The 21,562-nt window shown below is 40.6% G+C and carries 16 protein-coding genes; 2 read left to right on the top strand and 14 right to left on the bottom strand.

What is annotated here, in order from left to right:
• Window positions 1-12: 12 nt before the first annotated feature.
• From icmF to ACSKT4_RS12915, 10 genes are all read right to left on the bottom strand, one after another.
• Window positions 13-3,255, bottom strand: a complete 3,243-nt coding sequence (gene icmF / locus ACSKT4_RS12960; RefSeq protein ID WP_465823545.1) for a fused isobutyryl-CoA mutase/GTPase IcmF — start codon at window positions 3,253-3,255, stop codon at window positions 13-15.
• A complete protein-coding gene (locus ACSKT4_RS12955; RefSeq protein WP_246521268.1) occupies window positions 3,233-3,892 on the bottom strand; it encodes a TetR/AcrR family transcriptional regulator in 660 nt (219 codons plus the stop codon). Before ACSKT4_RS12955 ends, icmF begins: the two co-directional genes overlap by 23 nt.
• Before the next feature lie 6 nt (window positions 3,893-3,898).
• Window positions 3,899-4,831 (bottom strand): methylmalonyl Co-A mutase-associated GTPase MeaB, encoded by a 933-nt coding sequence (gene meaB, locus ACSKT4_RS12950; protein ID WP_211741124.1) that lies wholly within the window; start codon window positions 4,829-4,831, stop codon window positions 3,899-3,901.
• 16 nt (window positions 4,832-4,847) lie between these two features.
• On the bottom strand, window positions 4,848-5,987 hold the full coding sequence (locus tag ACSKT4_RS12945) for an acyl-CoA dehydrogenase (RefSeq protein WP_186868302.1): 1,140 nt from the start codon (window positions 5,985-5,987) through the stop codon (window positions 4,848-4,850).
• Window positions 5,988-5,999: 12 nt separating this feature from the next.
• Complete coding sequence (locus ACSKT4_RS12940) at window positions 6,000-7,133, bottom strand: acyl-CoA dehydrogenase (protein ID WP_186868301.1); 1,134 nt, start codon at window positions 7,131-7,133, stop codon at window positions 6,000-6,002.
• A gap of 40 nt (window positions 7,134-7,173) precedes the next feature.
• The gene (locus ACSKT4_RS12935) at window positions 7,174-8,019 is read right to left on the bottom strand and encodes a 3-hydroxybutyryl-CoA dehydrogenase (RefSeq protein ID WP_186868300.1); all 846 of its coding nucleotides are present in this window, start codon (window positions 8,017-8,019) and stop codon (window positions 7,174-7,176) included.
• Between the two features lie 634 nt (window positions 8,020-8,653).
• Window positions 8,654-9,841 carry an acetyl-CoA C-acetyltransferase gene (locus ACSKT4_RS12930; RefSeq protein WP_211741123.1) on the bottom strand — a complete coding sequence of 396 codons (1,188 nt, stop codon included), beginning with the start codon at window positions 9,839-9,841 and terminating at the stop codon, window positions 8,654-8,656.
• Between the two features lie 115 nt (window positions 9,842-9,956).
• A complete protein-coding gene (locus tag ACSKT4_RS12925; protein ID WP_465823544.1) occupies window positions 9,957-12,062 on the bottom strand; it encodes a (Fe-S)-binding protein in 2,106 nt (701 codons plus the stop codon).
• A gap of 772 nt (window positions 12,063-12,834) precedes the next feature.
• Window positions 12,835-14,505, bottom strand: a complete 1,671-nt coding sequence (gene argS, locus ACSKT4_RS12920) for an arginine--tRNA ligase (RefSeq protein WP_465823543.1) — start codon at window positions 14,503-14,505, stop codon at window positions 12,835-12,837.
• On the bottom strand, window positions 14,502-14,933 hold the full coding sequence (locus ACSKT4_RS12915) for a YwiB family protein (RefSeq protein ID WP_186868296.1): 432 nt from the start codon (window positions 14,931-14,933) through the stop codon (window positions 14,502-14,504). The genes argS and ACSKT4_RS12915 overlap by 4 nt, the downstream gene beginning before the upstream one ends.
• A 151-nt stretch (window positions 14,934-15,084) precedes the next feature.
• On the opposite strand from ACSKT4_RS12915, the gene ACSKT4_RS12910 reads away from it, so the two are divergent.
• The gene (locus ACSKT4_RS12910) at window positions 15,085-17,127 is read left to right on the top strand and encodes a transglycosylase domain-containing protein (protein WP_465823542.1); all 2,043 of its coding nucleotides are present in this window, start codon (window positions 15,085-15,087) and stop codon (window positions 17,125-17,127) included.
• Window positions 17,128-17,427: 300 nt separating this feature from the next.
• Here ACSKT4_RS12910 and ACSKT4_RS12905 read toward each other — a convergent pair whose 3' ends face one another.
• The 3 genes from ACSKT4_RS12905 to ACSKT4_RS12895 form a co-directional block, all read right to left on the bottom strand.
• On the bottom strand, window positions 17,428-17,928 hold the full coding sequence (locus tag ACSKT4_RS12905; RefSeq protein WP_186868294.1) for a YwhD family protein: 501 nt from the start codon (window positions 17,926-17,928) through the stop codon (window positions 17,428-17,430).
• A 71-nt stretch (window positions 17,929-17,999) separates the two neighbouring features.
• Window positions 18,000-18,503, bottom strand: a complete 504-nt coding sequence (locus tag ACSKT4_RS12900) for a YwgA family protein (protein ID WP_186868293.1) — start codon at window positions 18,501-18,503, stop codon at window positions 18,000-18,002.
• Entirely contained in the window at window positions 18,504-19,808 is a 1,305-nt protein-coding gene (locus ACSKT4_RS12895; protein ID WP_465823541.1) for an HD domain-containing protein, read from the bottom strand.
• 99 nt (window positions 19,809-19,907) lie between these two features.
• Between ACSKT4_RS12895 and ACSKT4_RS12890 the strand changes: the two genes are divergently transcribed.
• Complete coding sequence (locus tag ACSKT4_RS12890; RefSeq protein ID WP_465823539.1) at window positions 19,908-20,765, top strand: lipoate--protein ligase family protein; 858 nt, start codon at window positions 19,908-19,910, stop codon at window positions 20,763-20,765.
• On the opposite strand, the gene ACSKT4_RS12885 is transcribed toward ACSKT4_RS12890, so the two are convergent.
• Window positions 20,762-21,409 (bottom strand): Type 1 glutamine amidotransferase-like domain-containing protein, encoded by a 648-nt coding sequence (locus ACSKT4_RS12885; RefSeq protein ID WP_186868290.1) that lies wholly within the window; start codon window positions 21,407-21,409, stop codon window positions 20,762-20,764. The two genes, ACSKT4_RS12890 and ACSKT4_RS12885, sit on opposite strands and share 4 nt — an antisense overlap.
• Window positions 21,410-21,562: the final 153 nt, after the last annotated feature.

Here is a 21,562-nt window from a genome sequence, read left to right as displayed (position 1 = left end):
CCCACACACTTCCTACATATTCCGTCTATACTGCCCACCGACTTCATATAAGGCAGTAGTAATTTGGCCAAGGGAGGCTACTTTTACAGTTTCCATTAGTTCCTCGAAAATGTTTCCACCTGATGCCGCTACTTGCTTTAGATTCTTAAGTGCGGTCTCTGCTTCGTGTTTATGTTTTTCTTGGAAATTCTTTAGCTCCTGGATTTGGTGCTCTTTTTCTTCTTTTGTCGCGCGTGCAAGCTCCATGGAATCTATTTCTTCCTCTGATGGTGGATTAGGGTTTAGGTATGTGTTGACGCCAATGATTGGAAGCTCACCTGAGTGTTTCTTTCCTTCATAGTATAGTGATTCCTCTTGGATTTTTCCTCGTTGATATTGCCGCTCCATTGCCCCTAGTACACCGCCGCGATCATTAATACGTTCAAATTCCTGTAGTACAGCCTCTTCCACCAAATCGGTTAACTCATCAATAATAAATGACCCTTGTAGGGAGTTTTCGTTTTTCGTTAAACCGAATTCACGGTTAATAATCATTTGAATTGCCATCGCTCGTCGAACCGATTCCTCTGTCGGTGTTGTAATCGCCTCATCATATGCATTCGTATGAAGTGAATTCGTATTATCTTGGATTGCGATTAACGCTTGCAAGGTTGTGCGAATATCATTAAAATCAATTTCTTGTGCATGTAAGGACCGGCCAGATGTTTGAATATGGTATTTTAATTTTTGACTGCGCTCATTAGCCCCGTACTTATCCCGCATCGTGACAGCCCAAATTCGTCGAGCGACCCGACCAATTACCGTATATTCTGGATCTAACCCATTGGAGAAGAAGAAGGATAGGTTTGGTGCGAACTGATTAATATCCATTCCACGGCTTAAATAGTATTCTACATACGTAAAGCCATTGGCTAATGTAAAGGCAAGCTGGGTAATTGGGTTTGCCCCTGCTTCCGCAATATGATAGCCAGAAATAGAAACGGAGTAATAATTTCGAACGTGGTGGTCAATAAAATACTCCTGGATATCTCCCATCATCCGAAGCGCAAACTCTGTTGAGAAAATACATGTATTTTGCCCTTGGTCTTCTTTTAAAATATCCGCTTGAACTGTACCTCGGACTAATGCTAAAGTATCCTCTTTTAGTTTTTCATATTCTTCTGGGGTTACTTTTCTTCTGTTTTCTGCTTCAAACTTCTCCACCTGCTGATCTATCGCTGTATTAAAGAACATTGCTAAAATAATCGGAGCCGGACCATTAATCGTCATGGATACAGAGGTTAATGGATCGGTTAAGTCAAAGCCTTTGTATAGCTTCTTCATATCATCTAACGTACATATATTTACACCGCTTTCCCCGATCTTTCCATAAATATCTGGGCGATAGGCTGGGTCCTCCCCATATAAGGTTACCGAGTCAAAGGCAGTCGATAACCGTTTGGCATCATCATTTCTAGATAGGTAGTGGAAACGACGATTCGTGCGCTCTGGTGTACCTTCTCCTGCAAATTGACGAGTTGGATCCTCTCCCTTTCGCTTAAATGGGAAGACACCAGCAGTAAAAGGAAATGCACCTGGAACATTTTCCTTTAATAGCCAGCGCAATCGTTCCCCCCAGTCCATATATTTCGGAAACGCAACTTTAGGAATTTTCAAGCCGGCTAGTGATTCAGTAGTAAGCTCCATTTGAATTTCCTTATCACGGACCTTAAAGGTATACGTGTCACCCGAATAGCTTTCCTTTGTTTTATCCCATGATTCCAGTAATTCCTTGGCGGCTGGAGAAAGTTTGGCCTCATATGTTTTATAAGCGGCCTCTAGTGAAGCGTTTACATTTTCTTCCTCGATTAACTCCATAGCACCATGTAATTGGTACAACTTGCTTGCAATCTCACTTTGCTCTTTGGCAAACTTTTGATAGTTACGAACATGGGTCGCAATTTCACGCAAATAATGGCGACGCTCATTGGTAATAATTAAATTTTGCTTTTCAGAAATCGTATGACGGTCGAAATCAACTTGCTCATTCCAATCATATTTCTCATTCAACTTATCAATAAGTGCTGCAAAAAGTGCATTTGTACCACTATCATTAAACTGACTAGCGATGGTCCCAAAGACTGGGAAGGTTTCCTTATCCTGATGGAACAGCATATGACTACGCTCATATTGTTTACGCACTTGATTTAATGCATCCTCAGAACCCTTTTGTTCAAATTTATTAATCACGATAAAGTCAGCGAAATCAATCATATCTATCTTTTCAAGCTGTGTCGGCGCCCCATATTCAGAGGTCATGACATACATGGATAAATCCGTTATTTCTGTAATTGCTGCATCTCCTTGACCAATACCACTCGTTTCTACCACAATAAAGTCATAGCCAGAAGCACGCACGACCTGTATGACATCTTCAATTGCTTTAGATAATTCACTACTAGAATCTCTCGTAGCTAATGAGCGCATATATACACGATCTGTAAAAATAGCGTTCATGCGAATACGGTCCCCTAATAAGGCACCACCGGTCTTCCGCTTTGTTGGATCAATGGAGATAATGGCAACTTTTCTATCTGGAATTTCATTCAGGTAACGACGAATTAATTCATCTGTTAGTGAACTTTTTCCCGCACCACCAGTACCTGTAATACCAAGAACCGGGATATTCGGGTTTAACAATTCTTGTAAAGCGTCCAGTAATTCCTTCTTTTCCGAATCCGAAATCTTTCCATTTTCTACAAAAGTGATGATCCTTGCCATTGCTTGACGGTCGCCCGCTTGTAGGCGTTTTAACTGGTTCTCAATATCAAATGGTGGCAAAAAATCGCATTCCTCAAGCATGAGATTAATCATCCCTTGTAGGCCGTGTTTACGACCATCTTCTGGGGAGAAAATTCGCGTTACCCCATATTGGTGTAATTCCTTAATTTCGCGTGGGATAATGACACCACCACCGCCACCAAAGACCTTAATATGACCAGCCCCAAGCTCCTGTAAAAGATCGACCATATATTTAAAATATTCCACGTGTCCGCCTTGATAAGAGGAAATCGCAATTCCTTGTACATCCTCTTGAATCGCTGCATGTACTACTTCCTCTACGGAACGATTATGACCAAGGTGAATAACCTCGGCTCCACTCGCTTGTAATATTCTACGCATAATATTAATGGACGCATCATGCCCGTCAAAAAGGCTTGATGCCGTAACAAAGCGAACAGGATGCTCTGTTTTATATACGGTTACCTGTTCCATTCTCACCCCTCCAATTCAATTCGTCTCGATTTATTCCCATTGCAGAAAGTGTATACGAAAGCTGCTTATCGATATATTCCTCTAATGTAAAATCCTTTTGTATCATCCACCTGCGAAAACTCCACATATGGCCGTGAATTAATATATTATTTGCCAGCAATGTTGTATCTTGTTTAGGCAATGGATGAGGGAGACACGTGATAATGGCTTTCTCCAACATAGCCGCCATTTCGCGTTCCTTGTCTAAAATAGCACTTCTCGTTTCTTTACTAAGTGATTTAACCTCTTGATATAAAACCAGAATTTCTTCCTGCATCTCGTCCATCAATCGGAAAAAAGATGTAATCACATTACAAAGTGTTTCCGTTGATGGTTTCTTCAGATCCACTACGGCTTCAAGCCGTTTTTCCACTTCCCCATGAATGGATTCACAGACAAGGTATAGTACATCTTCTTTCGTACGGATATATTCATACAGGGTTCCAATACTAAATCCGGATTCTTTCGCAATTTCTCTTGTTGTTGTACGATGAAATCCCTTTTCTTTAAATAACGTTAAGGCACCTCTAATCATTTGATTTCGCCTTTTCTTAATTAATCCCTCATCTTTTACAGAAGATAGAACCTTATTCTCCAACTTGAGCTATCTCCCTTCTTTTTTCCACTTGTAGTACCAGTCCACTGCTTGCTTATAAGGATCACTATTTACTAACTTACGATTAAATTCAGGTTGAATTTGGACAAATTGGTATACATCGCGCCAAATTTCATCTCGAATCAATTCCAAGACTTCTAGCTGGTGTCTTTCTTCTCGTCGCTTTTCCCCTTCTGTCGTGCGATATAAGTAGTCATGATGTTCTTTCAGCTTTTCCCATAACGTATCGATCCCCTGGTTTTCCGTGGTGATGGTCTTGACAATTGGTGTTTGGTGTTCAGCGGATTTGGTAATATGAACTAACTCTCTTAATAACGCTCTCAGCTTGCCAACTCCTGGCAAATCTGCCTTATTAATAATAAACAAATCGGCTATCTCCATAATACCGGCTTTGAATATTTGCAGGACATCACCACTATTGGGTGTTAGAACAAGAGCGGTAGTATCGACGATTTTCATAATATCAAGCTCGGATTGCCCAACTCCAACGGTTTCGACTATAATGACATCAAAACCAAACGCATCACAAAGTCTTAAGGCATCCTTTGTTGCACGAGCAAGCCCACCAAGGCTTCCACGTGTTGCCATACTCCTTATAAAAACCCCATCATCAATAAAATGCTCATTCATCCGAACCCTGTCCCCTAGTAGTGCCCCTCCACTAAAGGGACTAGTAGGATCCACAGCGATAACAGCGACTGTTTTTCCTTCTTTTCGGATATGTGAGATTAAACGATTTACTAGTGAGCTTTTTCCGGCACCAGGTGAACCAGTTAGTCCGATATACATCCCATTTTTCCTGATCCGATAAGCATCTTGCATAATTTGCAGCTTATCTTCATGATCATTCTCTACTAATGTAATGGCTCTTGCTAGAGCACGAATGTCCTGTTCCTGAATTCGTTCAACTAACTGGTGCATCCTCCTACCATCCTCTCTATTTCGTTACCATTCTCCCAATAACAAGGCGTTGTATTTCCTGTGTTCCTTCATAGATTTGGGTAATTTTTGCATCGCGCATAAAGCGCTCTACTGGGTAGTCTTTTGTATAGCCATATCCACCATATATTTGAACAGCTTCCACTGTCGTTCTCATCGCCACATCTCCAGCAAACAGCTTCGACATGGCTGATGCTTTACCATATGGTTTTCCTTCCGATTCCAACCAAGCAGCCTGATAGGTTAATAGTCGAGCCGCTTCAATCTCCGTTGCCATGTCCGCTAGCTTGAATGAAATCCCTTGGTTGTGAGCAATCGGCTTACCAAACTGTTCCCGTTCCTTGGCATAGCTCGTCGCGGCATCTAGTGCACCTTGAGCAATACCAACCGCTTGGGCAGCTATTCCATTACGTCCACCATCTAGCGTTGACATGGCAATCTTAAAGCCTTCTCCCTCTTCACCAAGCAGATTCTCCCTTGGCACACGGCAATTTTCAAATATTAATTCTGTAGTAGGTGAGGAACGAATTCCAAGCTTCTTTTCTTTTTTTCCAAAGGAGAAGCCTTCTGTGCCTTTTTCTACAATAAAGGCACTGATTCCCTTATGGCGTGCATCAACATCTGTCTTAGCAAATACAACATAAATATCAGCAACACCACCATTAGTTATCCAGACTTTGCTTCCATTTAAAACATAATGAGCTCCATCTAACTTCGCAGTCGTTCTCATAGAGGCAACATCACTACCTGCACCAGGCTCTGATAATGCATAGGCCCCTAATGCCTCCCCTGTAGCTAGACGATAAAGGAAGTCAAGCTTCTGTTCTTCCGTTCCATATTTATAAATCGGCCAGCTTGCAAGGGAAAGATGCGCGGATAATGTAACCCCTGTAGAAGCACAGACACGAGATAATTCTTCTACCGCAATGACATAACTGACATAGTCTGCACCAATACCACCATACGCTTCCGGCCAAGGAATTCCGGTTAAACCAAGTTCCGCCATCTTATCAAAGATCTCACGGTCAAAGCGCTCTTCTTCATCACGCTCTGCTGCGGTTGGTTCTACTTCTTTCCTGGCAAAATCCTGTACCATTTTACGTAGCATTTCTTGTTCTTCAGTTAATTGAAAATTCATCCTCCATGCCCCCTATTTCAGTAGATTATTAGCGATTACCATATGCTGAATTTCGTTTGTTCCTTCGTATATTTGAGTGATTTTTGCATCACGGAATAGCCGTTCAACTGGATACTCCTCGGTATAACCATATCCTCCAAAAATCTGTACCGCTTCAATTGCCACTTGCATCGCGGTATCTGAAGCAAACATTTTAGCCATGGAGGCTTCTTTGGCACATGGGGTGTCCTGCTCGATTAACAATGCAGCGCGATAGACTAATAGTTTGCAAGCCTCCAATTTGGTTGCCATGTCTGCTAGCTTATATGAAATGCCTTGATTGTTGGCAATCGGTTTCCCAAACTGCTCTCGCTCCTTCGCATAATTTGCAGCATATTCAAATGCCGCCTCTCCAATTCCTAAGGCTTGTGCCGCGATGCCAACTCTCCCTTTGTTTAAGTTAGCCATGGCAATCTTGAAGCCGTCCCCCTCTCTTCCGAGTAACTGTGCCTTAGGGATACGACAGCCTTCAAACATTAACTGGACTGTATTCGATCCATGTAATCCCATTTTCTTTTCCTGTTTCCCAACAATAAAGCCTTCCGTATCTTTTTCTACGATAAAGGCACTAATACCATTAGCACCTGGTGCCGTTCGGGCAAAAGTAATATAGATATCTGCTGCTCCACCATTGGTAATGAATACCTTTGAGCCATTTAGAACATAATGGTCCCCATCCAGTTTCGCTGTCGTTTTTAAATTTTTGGCATCGGACCCTGCATGTGGCTCTGTTAATGCAAATGCACCAAGATATTCACCCGTAGCAAGCTTCGGAACATATTTCTTCTTCTGTTCCTCCGTCCCGAAAAAAAGTATCGGATTCGTTCCAACAGAAGTATGGACGGATAAAATAACACCTAATGCTGCACTTACTTTCGATAGCTCATGGATTGCAATAACATATGAGGTATAGTCCATCCCAGAACCTTGATATTCCTCTGGGATAGGAATTCCCATAATACCAAGTTCACCCATTTTACGAATGAGCTCCATTGGAAACCGTTTTTCCTTTTCCATTCGTTCTATTTCTGGAAGCACTTCTTTCTGAGCAAAATCCTGAACCATTTTACGCATCATTTGCTGTTCTTCGGTAAAATGAAAACGCATGTGGTCCCCTCCTATCCTGTGAGGTGAAGTTAATGTCGTGCTACTCATAATGGTAAAATCCTCTACCTGATTTTTTACCGAGCCATCCTGCCTTAACATATTTTCTTAATAATGGGCATGGACGGTATTTACTGTCACCAAAGCCTTCGTGCAACACTTCCATAATATACAGACATGTATCTAATCCGATAAAATCTGCTAATTGCAGCGGACCCATCGGATGATTCATACCTAGCTTCATCACAGTATCGATATCCTCAACCGATGCCACTCCTTCATAAAGCGTGTAAATCGCTTCATTGATCATCGGCATTAGAATACGATTCGACACGAAGCCTGGAAAATCATTTACTTCTACTGGCGTCTTGTTTAAGCTATGCGTTATTATCTCTATTGCTTGGTATGTCTCATTACTCGTTTGTAATCCACGTATGATTTCTACTAGTTTCATAACAGGTACCGGATTCATAAAGTGCATACCAATTACCTTCTCCGGCCTGTTGGTAACGCTTGCAATTTCTGTAATAGGAAGGGATGATGTATTGGAAGCAAGAATAGTATGTGCAGGCGTAATTTCATCTAGCTGTTTGAACACACTTGTTTTTACGTCCATGTTTTCAACAACTGCTTCAATAACTACATCACAATTGGAAGCATCCTCAAGGCCCGTTGATGGTGTAAGTCTATTTAAGGTCTCCGCCATTTGATCATCTGTCATACGACCCTTCTCAACCGCACGAGTTAATAGCTTTTCTATATTGTTCATTCCTTTATTTAACGCCGCTTCATTCATATCATTTAAATATACATCGAAGCCAGATTGAGCAAAGACTTGAGCGATTCCCGATCCCATCTGTCCTGCTCCTATGACCATAATCGTTTTCATTATTGGCACCTCCTGAAAGTTCTAATGTAGCCAGAAAAGTAGATTGCTAGTATATGGGAGCTTTTCTGGCTTATTGGTTTTATTACATTTATAAGGTTTTGACTAGTGTTGGACTACTTGCTGCGTGCTCTGGCTGGATATGTGTAAATTTCGCGCGGGACTTGGTCTGGAGCGCGCGAGGGGTTGCTTTTTTCGCGCGGGACCTCAGTTGTGGCGCGAATTTCTCACTCTCTCGCGCGATATCCAAACCAAGTCGCGTGAGTTTCCCACTTTCTCGCGTGAAATCTGCATTGGGCGCGATATACTTCTTCTCTTGTTAGATAACTATACCAGGGGCGCGCGGGCTTTTACTTTTTTCGCGCGGGACTTGGTCTGGAGCACGCGGAGAGTTGCCTTTTTCGCGCGGAATCTAATTTGTGGCGCGAATTTCTAACTCTCTCGCGCGAAATTTAGACTGAGTCGCGCGAGTTCCTTCCTCTCCCGCGCGATATCCTAACCAAGTCGCGCGAGTTTCCCACATTCTCGTGCGAAATCTGGATTTGGCGCGAATTGCTTTCTTTCTCGCGTAACTCCCGAGCCATGACGCGCTCGCAACCAAGGCTAGTAAGCAATAAAAACTCACATCTAGCCCCTATTATTCTGCAGCAACCTCTATTAATATGGCGTCTCCTTGGCCACCTCCACTACAGATAGCTGCAATACCTAATCCTCCTCCACGGCGTTTTAGTTCATGGATTAAGGTTAGAATGATGCGGGAGCCGCTTGCACCGATTGGATGGCCTAGTGCAACTGCCCCACCATTGACATTTACTTTTTCAGGGTCTAGATCGGCGATTACACTACTTGCTAAGGATACTGCTGAAAATGCTTCATTAATTTCATAAAGGGCAATATCATCCTTGGTGTAACCTGTTTTTTCTAGTAAATGATTAATGACAATTCCTGGAGTTTTTGGGAAATCCTTTGCTTCTACGGCTACTTCGGCATGACCTAAAATGGTAGCTAATGGCTTCTTACCAAGCTCCGAAGCCTTTTCATCAGACATAATGACGAATGCTGCTGCTCCATCATTAATTCCAGGTGCATTCCCTGCTGTAATTGTCCCGTCTTTATCAAATGCTGGTCTTAATTTTGCTAAAGCTTCTACACTAGTATCTTTTCTAGGTGCTTCATCTTTTTCTACTAGTACTGGATCGCCTTTTCGTTGTGGGATTTCAACTGCGACGATCTCCTCGTCAAATTTGCCGTCTTCGATTGCTTTTACTGCACGCATATGGCTACGGTATGCCCATTCATCTTGTGCCTCACGTGTAAGGTTAAATTCATCGGCGGTAGAGTTTCCGTAAGTTCCCATGTGTACTCCAGTGAAGGAACAGGTTAGCCCGTCGTGAACCATCATGTCGACTACACGTTTATCTCCCATCCGGTTGCCCCAGCGTGCATCTGGTAGTATATACGGGGCATTACTCATGCTTTCCATACCACCTGCTACGACAATGTCTTCTTCCCCAAGGCGGATGAGCATATCTGCCAGTGTGACACTACGCAAGCCTGATGCACATACTTTGTTAATCGTTTCCGTCTTTACCTCCCACGGTAATCCAGCTGCACGTGCTGCTTGACGTGACGGAAGCTGTCCTTGCCCACCTTGTAGCACATTCCCCATAATCACTTCGCCTACTGCTGAGTTATCTACTCCCGCTCGCTTCAATGCTGCTTCAATTGCTTTCCCGCCTAACTCGGATGCTGTTAGTGACTTTAATGCCCCTCCGAACTTCCCAAATGGAGTTCTAGCTCCAGAAACTATTACAGATTTCTTCATTATCTTCATTTCCTCCTCTTAAACTTATATCTAGTAATACGTTAAATCTCTACGATTGAACGCTCGCTCAAGTTTAATTCTGATAAAGAGGGGCAAAACGCCCCTCTCTTTAACCTTACGCTGTCTTTACTTCTTCTTCAACTAAAACAGATAAGGCAAGAATTTCCGCTACATCCATTGTGCTAATATCTTCTTCCACTTCTTTTGCCTTTGTTCCGTCACTTAACATGGTTAAGCAATACGGACAAGCACTAGAGATAACTGTTGGTTCAACAGCCAAAGCCTGCTCGGTTCTTGCAACATTAATTCGGTTACCAGTTGTTTCCTCTGTCCACATTAGGCCACCACCAGCCCCACAGCACATACCGTTTTCACGACTACGATCCATTTCCACAAGCTCCAAACCTGGAATAGCAAGTAAGATTTCTCTTGGTGGATTATAGACACCGTTATACCTTCCTAGATAACAAGAATCATGGTAGGTTAATCGTTCGTTTATCGGTTTAGTAGGCTTTAACTTCCCTTCCATGACTAAATCATATAGTAATTGGGTATGGTGATATACCTCCCCTTCAAAGCCAAAGTCTGGATATTCATTTTTAAAAATATTATAGGCGTGTGGATCAATCGTTACGATTTTTTTCACTTCATTTTTCTCAAATTCTTTAATATTCTTCTCTGCGATTTCTTGGAATAAGAATTCGTTACCAATCCGTCTTGCCGTATCCCCAGAATTCGCCTCTTTATTACCTAGAATCGCAAAGCTAATCCCTGCTTGGTTCATTAATTTGGCAAATGCAATAGCGATTTTCTGGCTACGTGCATCGAATGAGCCCATAGAGCTTACCCAGAATAAGTATTCAAACTCTTTTCCTTCTTTTTTCAATTCTTTTATAGTTGGAATGTATGCGGACTCATCCATTTCACGCCATTTAATACGGTCCTTTTTCGATAGTCCCCATGGGTTTCCTTGACGCTCGATATTCATTACCGCACGTTGCACTTCTGCATCCATTTTTCCTTCTGTCATCACCAGATAACGTCGTAAATCAATTATTTTGTCGACATGTTCATTCATTACTGGACATGCCTCTTCACAGTTACGACAAGTTGTACATGCATTGAGTTCTTCTTCTGTAATGACATCTCCGATTAAGCTCATACTTTCAAATGTTGCAGCTGCTTCATTGTTAGCACGTTTCGCTAATTGGTTACCTTGTGTACTAGAAAAGGCATATGCTGGTACCCACGGTGATTTGCCTGTTACTGCTGCTCCTTTTTCCGTTAAGTGATCACGGATTTTAACCATTAAGTCCATTGGAGAAAGCATTTTCCCAGTACCAGAAGCAGGACAAACATCTGTACAGCGGCCACATTCGACACAAGCATAGAAATCAATCATCTGTACTTGCTCAAAATCTTCAACCTTCCCTACTCCAAAAGATACTTCTTCTTCACTTTCTTCATCAATCTCAAAGTCTAGCTTTTTCAATTTCCCAGGTATATGTTTACTAAAAAACACATTAATCGGTGCCGCTATTAAATGTGCATGCTTAGACTGCGGTACATATACTAGGAACGTTAATAAAGTCAAATTATGAATCCACCATGCTATAAAGAACATAACCATGGCTGCTTGAGGAGATAAGAAGCCAAAGATAGTGGCAAATAAACTTGCAACAGGCTCTGTCCATGTAGCTGATTCCCCGTGCCAAATTAATGCCATTCCATTTCCAAATAATACCGATAGCATTAATGTCCCGATAAAAATTAATACTAATCCAGCCTTCAGCCCACGCTTTAGTCGAACTAGCTTCTCAATATAACGACGATAAAATGCCCAAATTACAGCCACTAAAATCGTTAATGTTACGATTTCCTGGAAGAAGGTAAATCCGGGATATAAAAATCCAAATGGGAGATGATTACCTGGTGATATCCCTTTTACAATAAAGTCGATAGCTCCAAATTGTACTAGAATAAAACCGTAAAACATCATGACGTGAATAGCACCGGACTTTTTATCTTTTAATAGCTTCGATTGACCAAATACTATCGTGATAATCCGTCTTATTCGCTCCTTCATGTCCCCATCGAATTCTGACTTTTTACCTAATCTAATGTAGGCTACTCGAGTTGCTATTACTCTACCAAATAAGTAAAATGCATACAGTGTGATAGCTGAAAATAATAGCGTATTAATTAACAAAAATGTCTCCATCAGCTGCTCCTCCTGACTGTTTCTAGGTCTTCTTTTAAAATAGAAATTAAACATCAAAGATTGCTTCATCCGGACGCATCATTCCACAACAGACTTCTGCCAACTCACGATTAGATCAGTTAACACCGGCTCCCCTCACCCGTCGTGTTTTCTTTATCTTCTGCTAGTCGGCTCTGCCCTTACGTCTTCATAACAAACGCCCTATTGCTTAAATTTACTAAAACATGGTACGATGAACCAGAATGATAGCGATTCCATTTTTCCGAAAATAAAAAAGAGTGCTTCTTCTACCACTATAAATTATGAATGACTATTCAGTCAACCTATTTTTATCGAAATGAGCTTTGTTTACCACTAGACTAGAAATTCTTGGAAAACGTTAATGAAGAAGAACATATTTAAGCGTGTTCAGAAATAAATTGACTTCATTCTCGTGTAGAAACTGGAACTACACTTCCCTTTATCGTAAAATTAAGATAATAATATGACAAATTTCAGGAGGATATCCATGGAAATTGTGTATGGCATTTTAGTTATCGTATCTTCTGTAGGTATATTGTATTTTATGGGGAAATCAGGTTTTGGCTGGGGAAAGTAGCTCCGCATGAGGATGATTGGATTAACGGGAGGCTCAAAGGAAGGGCTAAAACCGAATCGCAAGCCTTCCTCATAAAAACAATAGTTATTTCTAGAAACAAAGAAATACCCCCGTCCGAATATAGGAAAAACCTGGGAATTCCCCAGGTTTTAACGTCTTCTATTTAAAAGTCTTTTACATCTTCTTAGGTGCTGTTACTCCTATTAAGTTTAAGCCATTTGCAATGGTAGTACGGACTGCTTTCATTAACGCAAGTCTTGCATTGGTTAACTCGATATTTTCGGTATCTAATACTTTCTCTGCATTATAAAAGCTGTGCAGCAAGGATGCTAAATCAAATACATATTGCGTAATTTTCTGTGGTGTATGCTTTTCAGCAGCTTCCACAATAACTTGAGGGAATTCTCCCATCTTCTTCAACAAATCAAGCTCTTTCTCAGAGGTTAATAAAGAAGAATCGAATGATTGCTTAACCTCTATCCCTTTTGCTTCTGCTTGTTTAAGCATCGTGCAAATACGAGCATGTGCGTACTGTACGTAGTATACCGGGTTATCATTTGATTGAGAACGAGCAAGCTCTACATCGAAATCAAGCTGAGAATCGTTTGAACGTGCCACAAAGAAATAACGTACCGCGTCCACTCCAACCTCATCCATTAATTCTCTAAGTGAAACAGCATTTCCTGTACGCTTACTCATACGTAGCTTTTCTCCACCATCAAATAGATTTACCATTTGAATGATTTTTACATCTAAGCGTTCTGGATCATAGCCTAATGCTTCAATTGCCGCCTTCATTCTAGGGATATAGCCATGGTGATCAGCACCCCATACATTGATTAGCTTATCAAACCCGCGGTTTAGCTTGTTTTGATGATATGCAATGTCTGGTGTTAGGTACGTAAATGCTCCGTCATTTTTCACTAATACACGGTCTTTGTCATCACCGAAATCGGTCGAACGGAACCAAGTAGCACCGCCTTGTTCATAGATATAGCCACTAGCCTTCAACTTCGCTAATACATCGGTAATCTCGTCATTTTTGTAAAGACTTCTTTCTGAGAACCAATTATCAAACTCAACTCCGAAGTCCGCTAAATCTGTTTTTATTTTCCCTAGTGTATGCTCTAAACCAAACTCCTTAAAGAATGCTAAGCGCTCTTCCTCCGATTTATTCGCCCATTCTTCTCCATGCTCCTCAGCCAATTGCTTCCCTATTGCTACAATGTCCTGACCATGGTACCCGTCCTCAGGCATTGCGACATCCTTACCTAATGCTTGTAAATAGCGTGCATTGACAGATAGAGCTAGATTATCAATTTGGTTACCTGCATCATTAATATAATATTCTCGTTCTACTTCATATCCTGCTGCACTAAGGACATTACATAATACATCTCCAAAGGCTGCCCCACGAGCATGGCCTAGGTGAAGATTTCCTGTCGGGTTTACCGAAACAAATTCCACTTGAACTTTTGTCCCTTTTCCATGCTCTGTTTTACCATAGGCTTCTCCAGCCTCTAAAATGGTTGGAATTAAATCGGTTAAGAAATCATTTTTCATGAAGAAGTTAATAAATCCAGGTCCTGCAATATCGACCTTTTCTACTGATGCTTTTGAAGCGTCTAAATTAGCTACGATAGCTTCAGCAATTTGCCTAGGTGCTTTTTTGGCAACACGTGCCAGTTGCATGGCAATATTCGTAGCGAAGTCACCATGGGATTTATCCTTTGGTTTTTCTAATATGACATCTGGGATTTCCGTTTCTTGTGCTAATTCTGCTTTTAATACGGCAGCACGTATTTGTTCTTTTAAATTTGTTTCCGTTTGTGCTAAGACGTTCATTCTTCTTCCTCCTTGTTAAACGTGAGTGTAAGCGTATGATTACGTTCATCTTGTCCGTTCAGTTTTACGGTATATTCCACTTTTAAATGACCTGCTTGCTCGCCACTTAGTGCTTGGTAATCAATTGATTTTGTAAAAGTTTCCATGTGAATGTGACCATGTGGGTGGTTATACACATTCTCAGTGACTTTCTCCGAGCGAAACTGCTGATTCATTGAAACGATTCCAGACCGTTTAATATTCACTTTTCCTGGTTGAATGGTAATCATACTCTTTATCGCGTGATCCCCTTCTACCTTTTCCTCAAAAGCTAATACATCCATATTATTCTTCTGATAAAAGTTACCAATCTGCTTCACGGTGCTTGTTTCTTTCAGACCATTATCCTCAATTACCGTATGTAAATGAATGGTTACTTGGTTTTTCATTTTGTCGCCCCTATTATTTGCTCATATTTTACTATTATAGCGACAATCTAAGTCGTATTTCAATATATATAATCAGAAGTTTATTTCCTAGTCTGTTTTCCCATAATGATAATAATTGACAGTATACGACAAAACAAATGGAGATTAGGATATGAAGAAAAACTTTCTAGCCAAAAAACTCAGACGTATTGTATTGAAAATGACTATCGGAATCACGTTATTCTTTGTCTCAGGAATTCTACTTCTATATCTTATCGCCTTTTTACTAGGTCCGCCTAGTCTGTTAAATGATCAAAGGACCATTTACTATAGTGCCAATGGTGAAATGATTGGTGAAGAACATGGTGTAGAGAACCGTTATTGGGTCGATTTAGAAAATATATCCCCCAATTTGATTAATGCGACATTAATGATTGAGGACCAGCGCTTCTATAAACATAACGGCTTTGATATAAAGCGTATCCTAGGAGCAATCTTAAAGGATATCAAAACCATGTCGTTAAAAGAGGGGGCGAGTACACTAACCCAGCAATATGCACGCAATCTTTATCTTTCACATGAAAAAACATGGACAAGAAAGCTGAAAGAGGCATTTTATACATTAAGACTAGAAATGTTTTACTCGAAGGAAAAAATTTTGGAAGGATATTTGAATACAGTTTACTATGGTCATGGAGCTTATGGAATTGAAGCAGCAAGTCATTACTTTTTCAATAAAGAAGCTAGTGATTTGACGATCGCGGAGGCTGCTATGCTCGCTGGAATTCCTAAAGGACCGACATACTATTCGCCTCAAAATGATTTAGAAAGAGCAACAAACAGGCAGCAGCAAATACTAGCCATTATGCAGCAAAAAGATATTATCTCAGAAGAAGAATATATTTCAGCCAAAAGTGAACAACTTGTATTTACGGACCCATCCGATAGAAAACAGCTTAGCATTGGTCCCTATTTTCAGGACACCGTGCTAACAGAGGCTGCCGTTCTTCTCGATATCGACCATGAATCCGTTCGGTCTGGCGGGTATCAAATTTACACAACATTAGATATTGCGCTACAGAAGCATTTAGAAAAAAGTATTGTTCAAACGATTCAGGATTCAAGCAAATTAGAGGTCGGTGGGGTAGTAGTGGATCCCCATAACGGGGCAATTCGCGCATTGGTTGGTGGCCGTAGCTATGAAAAAAGTCCATTTAACCGTGCAATACAAGCCAAGCGGATGCCGGGTTCTACATTTAAGCCGTTCTTATATTATGCAGCCTTAGAACATGGTTATACGGCAACGACAATGCTAATGAGCAAACCGACTACCTTTGAAATTGATGATGGACAAGTTTATCAACCAAGTAATTTTAACGGATATTATGCGAATGAACCAATTACGTTAGCCCAAGCCCTTGCCTTGTCCGATAATATTTACGCTGTAAAGACAAATATGTATTTAGGAGTAGAAACGCTTGTTGAAACAGCTAGGAAATTTGGAATTACTAGTAAGTTACCATCTGTTCCTTCCTTAGCACTCGGTACCGCAACTGTTTCAGTCGAGGAAATGGTTTCTGGTTATGCCATGCTCGCTAACGGTGGCTATTCTATTGATAGCCATACTATTGAAAAGATTGTTGACCGGGAAGGAAGAACTGTCTATAAACGCGATGAAAGCAGGAAAAAGCCAGTGTTAGATCCACAAAAAGCCTTTATCTTAACACAGCTAATGACTGGCACTTTCGATGAGTCGCTTAATGGCTATATGTCCGTTACTGGTTCTTCTATAGTGGATAATCTAACCCGTACCTACGCTGGCAAAACTGGTTCTACCGATTCAGACAGTTGGATGATTGGGTTCAGCCCATCCCTTGTAGCTGGCATTTGGACTGGTTATGATGATAACCGAAGCATAACCTCCGTACCAGAACGCTCCTATTCCAAGGAAATATGGAGCACCTTTATGGAGCAAGCTCATCAAGATATCCCAGAGGAGCACTTCGAAGCCCCAGATGGACTAGTTGCCGTACCAGTTGACCCAACTACTGGATTGCGTGCAACACCACATTGCCCAACAAGTACCGTCATGTTCTTTGAAAAAGGTACCGAACCAGAGTTTTATTGTAATGAACATTTTTATGGGGATGAAATAGAGCAAGATGATAAAGAGAAAGGACTATTCCGACGTTGGTTTGAAGTGTTTTTTGATTGAGGTTAGGGGTTGGGTCTCTTTGGGGCATGTGCTGGTGTGGTTGGCGCATCTCCCTCCCATCCAATACAAAAAAGAAGCCGACATCCCGCAAGTGTCCAGTTTGCAGGTGTCGGCTTCTTTTTTGTCCTAGTAATACATGAGTAAGCCCATGTATTAATTAGTTTACAAATTTCTGAAGCAAAGTACAAGATTTTATTAAAAGATTCATTTTTCAGACACAAATTGTTCACTATTTTAATAATTTTTTCCAGTGAAGATTAAAAAGGACTAATAACGATTCCGTTACTAGTCCTCTTCTTACTATTCTAATGCTTGTTTTAATTCGTCGGTAGAGTTTTCCCAGAATTCTGGTTTAAACTCCTTTAAGAAGTCACGTAATAAATGTCTAGACTGTTCATCCATATGGTCGACGATGACATGACCTTTAAGGGATTTTTCCATATGCTTCACATGCTCTGGCATGGATTTGTATGCTATTTTGTTTGGGCGATCAACTAGGATTTCGCATCCTGCCACCCCTGCATAATAAGGGCCGTTTTCATTTCGGTCGACGTTTACCCATACTATCCAATATAATTTTCCATCGGGTACTTTGGTGCGATCTGGTTGGAATTTCACACGGCGTTCTACATCACTTCTAGCGTGCATGGCACCCATATCAACATAGGCTTTGTTTTCATTAGGATCAACAATCACGGATGACATGTTTTCTAGACTAATTGCTCCTACCCCATAGCCCCCATGCCCGTCATTGGAATCATCTTTAATAATCGTAAATCGGTTTTTATTATCTCCGCTCATTCGTAAACCTCCTACACAAACTGTTTATCCACTATTGTAGCACAGCTTGCTTATTTATTTCACGACTATCGTTACTGTAGCTTCCGATTTAACTCGTCAATTAACTTCCAGGCATCCGCCATTTCTTCGTCACTATATTTTTGTTTTGGCTTTACCGCATGTACTTTAAGTTCCACTTCATCCTTTGGTAAGTCTTTAAAATATAGCATTGTAGACACTAGTTCTAGAAAACGAGAGCTTTTGCCTTTTAGTAGCTCAATGCTTTCAGAACAATTTGGCATGTCCACACTGTATTGGCTTAAAAACGCAACACCATCATCCGTTAACGTATAGTGATATTGAAAATAATTGCTTTTCACTTCTTTTTCTTCATTGATAAACCCTAAATTACATAACTCCTCCATTCGTAATGAGAGCTCTTCCGAATAAGGACCGTAAAAGTGAAATTGGAATTTTTCCTCAAAAGGAATACCAAATGATTGTAGAATATAGACCATTTTTTGCAGTTTTTTTCTACCGGTCACTTGCTTTGCCTCAGAAAAAAACTGCATTAGCTTTGCATGATTATCTAGCATTTATTCCATCTCCTTGCTATATAGAATTCCTGTGATTTCTTGTACGATTTTTTCATCTTTGATTGCATATAAAAAGTCTTTAGGGAAATATAATTTATGATCGGTTCTTTTCTTACCTGAGATGGATTCTACGATATCTGACTGTCTTGAAAGCTCCTTAAATGATCCATTTGGCATCAACAGGTGAATCGGAAGTCTCTCTTCTTCCTCACCTGGACGATAAAAGTCATATGGTAAATCCGATGAAGAATCCATTACAAGATAGTAATCCGGATTAATCCCTGCTTCTTTAAAAAGTTCGATTAGGCGTAATAAATCAGCAACCTGTTTATTAGGATTAAATTCAACATACTTAAATAAGCGTCTATTCATGAATCGCTCGCATAAATCGCTTAGTATTTCATCTTCTTCCTGTTGCCATAGCTGGAAGTAATAATGAACAATAGACTCATCTAGCTTTAAATATTCATCCAATGAAACATCCCCTGCGAAAAAGGACAGGAAATGGGTCGGCTGTAAGGTAAAATTATATTCTGATTCATATAGATGCTTTGCACGATGTAGTATCTTGGTTAAAATGACCTCTGCACTTCTTGTTACAGGGTGGAAGTACACTTGCCAGTACATTTGATAACGACTCATAATGTAATCTTCCACAGCATGCATCCCAGAAGATTTAATCACGACTTGGTCTTCCATCGGGCGCATGACACGCAAAATACGTTCCATGTCAAAATGGCCGTAGCTTACCCCAGTAAAATAGGCATCTCGCTGCAGGTAATCCATTCTATCGGCATCAATTTGGCTAGATATTAAGCTAACAACTAATTTATTCGTATGTGTTTTACCTATTACATCCGCTACCTCCTGAGCAAAACCAGGACTAACACGTTCTAGCACTCTATTCACACCTGTATCTCCGAGAATGATAGCTTGTGTAAAGTATTCATGGTCCAGCTTAAACACCTTTTCGAAGGAGTGGGAAAATGGACCATGTCCTAAATCATGTAATAATGCCGCAGCCATACATAATAGACGCTGATCATTATTCCAATGTGGTCGATCTTGAAAATTTTCTATAATACGCCGGACAATTTCATAAACACCTAATGAATGATTAAAGCGGCTATGTTCTGCCCCATGAAACGTAATATTGGTTGTTCCTAATTGTTTTATTCTACGAAGGCGTTGGAATTCAGGTGTTGCAATTAAATCCCAGATTACTCGATCACGAACATGGACATATCGATGCACTGGATCTTTAAACACCTTTTCTTCATGCAGTTTTTCATCTTTGTAGGCCACAGTGTTTCAACTCGTTTCTATTCGACGATTTTGTTATCATTATATAATAGATACTCAGACGAAAAAAGACATTTTTCTGAAATGGTAAAGGAGAACAACATGAAAAATTGGCAAGAAATCATACATCATACGACATTCCGCTACATTGATCATACGAAAGAAAAATATTTTCATAACGTGTCGAATACCGCATTAACATCCTTTGCAATTGATGATGCCCTTGCGACTTCTGTAAGCTTAGCAAAGTCACCACCCAGCATGAGACTATGGGTCCACCCCAAAACAATTGTACTTGGAATTCCAGATGCACGTTTACCTTATGTAGATGAAGGGGTAAAGCTATTAAGAAGTCATGGCTATCAGGTTATCGTACGAAATTCCGGTGGGCTAGCTGTTGCACTCGATGAAGGCGTTCTAAATTTATCCCTTGTATTGCCAGGAGTGAAACATCTGTCGATTCATGAATGTTACGAAGCCATGGTTAGCTTTATTCAATACATGCTCCGGGATATAACAAATGAAATTGAGGCCTATGAAATTAGCGAATCCTATTGTCCTGGTGACTATGATTTAAGTATTAATGGGAAGAAATTTGCCGGAATTTCGCAACGCAGAGTCCGTGATGGTGCTGCTATCCAGATTTATTTAGATATTGAGGGAAATAGCCATGAGCGTGCAACTCTGATTCGACAATTTTATGATATTAGCTTAAAAGGGGAAGAAACGAAATTTACCTATCCAACTGTTAATCCAAACGTTATGGAATCTTTGTCGAACCTTACCGGACACCACTTGACAGTTCCTGACATGATAGGACGCGTTTTATCCACTTTGCAAGAATTAGGAGAAGTCGTCGAAATGCCATTTTCCGAAGATGAACTGGATGAATTTACCAAGCGATACGAACAGATGGTAAAGCGGAATGAAAAAATAGTAAAAATGCAAGAGGAAGCTTAATGAAGTTGAAATAAGCTTCCTTTTTCCATTGTATAGACATGGCCACCATCAAATGCCTGTAGATTTCCATTTTTAAAATATATTCCCGTTTGCTCATCAATACCATAGTTGTGGGCTGTATATATATCCCTTGTCATCTGTGTGAGATGTTCCTGCTCATTCCACTCTGTGAAGTGCACCGCAATTAATGTGTCTTTAATTAATCCTAGTCCTGTTCGTTTCTGATAGTGATCCCAGCCACCGTCCCGTGCAGAAATCACACATAATTCCGGACTAATTAGCGCACCTGCAGAAAATCCCGCAACAGGAATCCCCTTCTCATAAGCATTTCGTACGGCATCTGCTATTTCCGTATCTACAATACATTCCGCGTATTTAGCCGTATCTCCGCCACAAATAATGATTCCAGTACTACCTTTGATGATTCTAATCGCCTCTTCCACTGATGTAGATGGTAAAGGTAAATTGAAATATTCCACTTGACCAAAATTGGATAATCGATCCGTATAGCGGTGGATGATAGGTTCTCCACCATCTATAAAAAGGATTGCTATAGGCCCAGGTGAAGTCAATTCCACAAATTCCTTGGCAAAATTAGCAGTAAAAGGTGAACCACCACCGAAAAGAAATAAATGCTTATCCATTCCTTTCGCCCCTGTCTCAATATTTTGAACCATTATAACATAAGAAAAAGCCTGCAATGGTGGCAACCCCTTAAAGTTAGAGTTTATATTATGCAGCTGATTGACTGGATTGAGTTCGGTATTCTACCGGACTCAGTCCAGTCAATTTTTCTT

Source organism: Ornithinibacillus liuyingii, from assembly GCF_055550225.1.
This window is presented reverse-complemented; position numbering and strand designations above follow the sequence as displayed.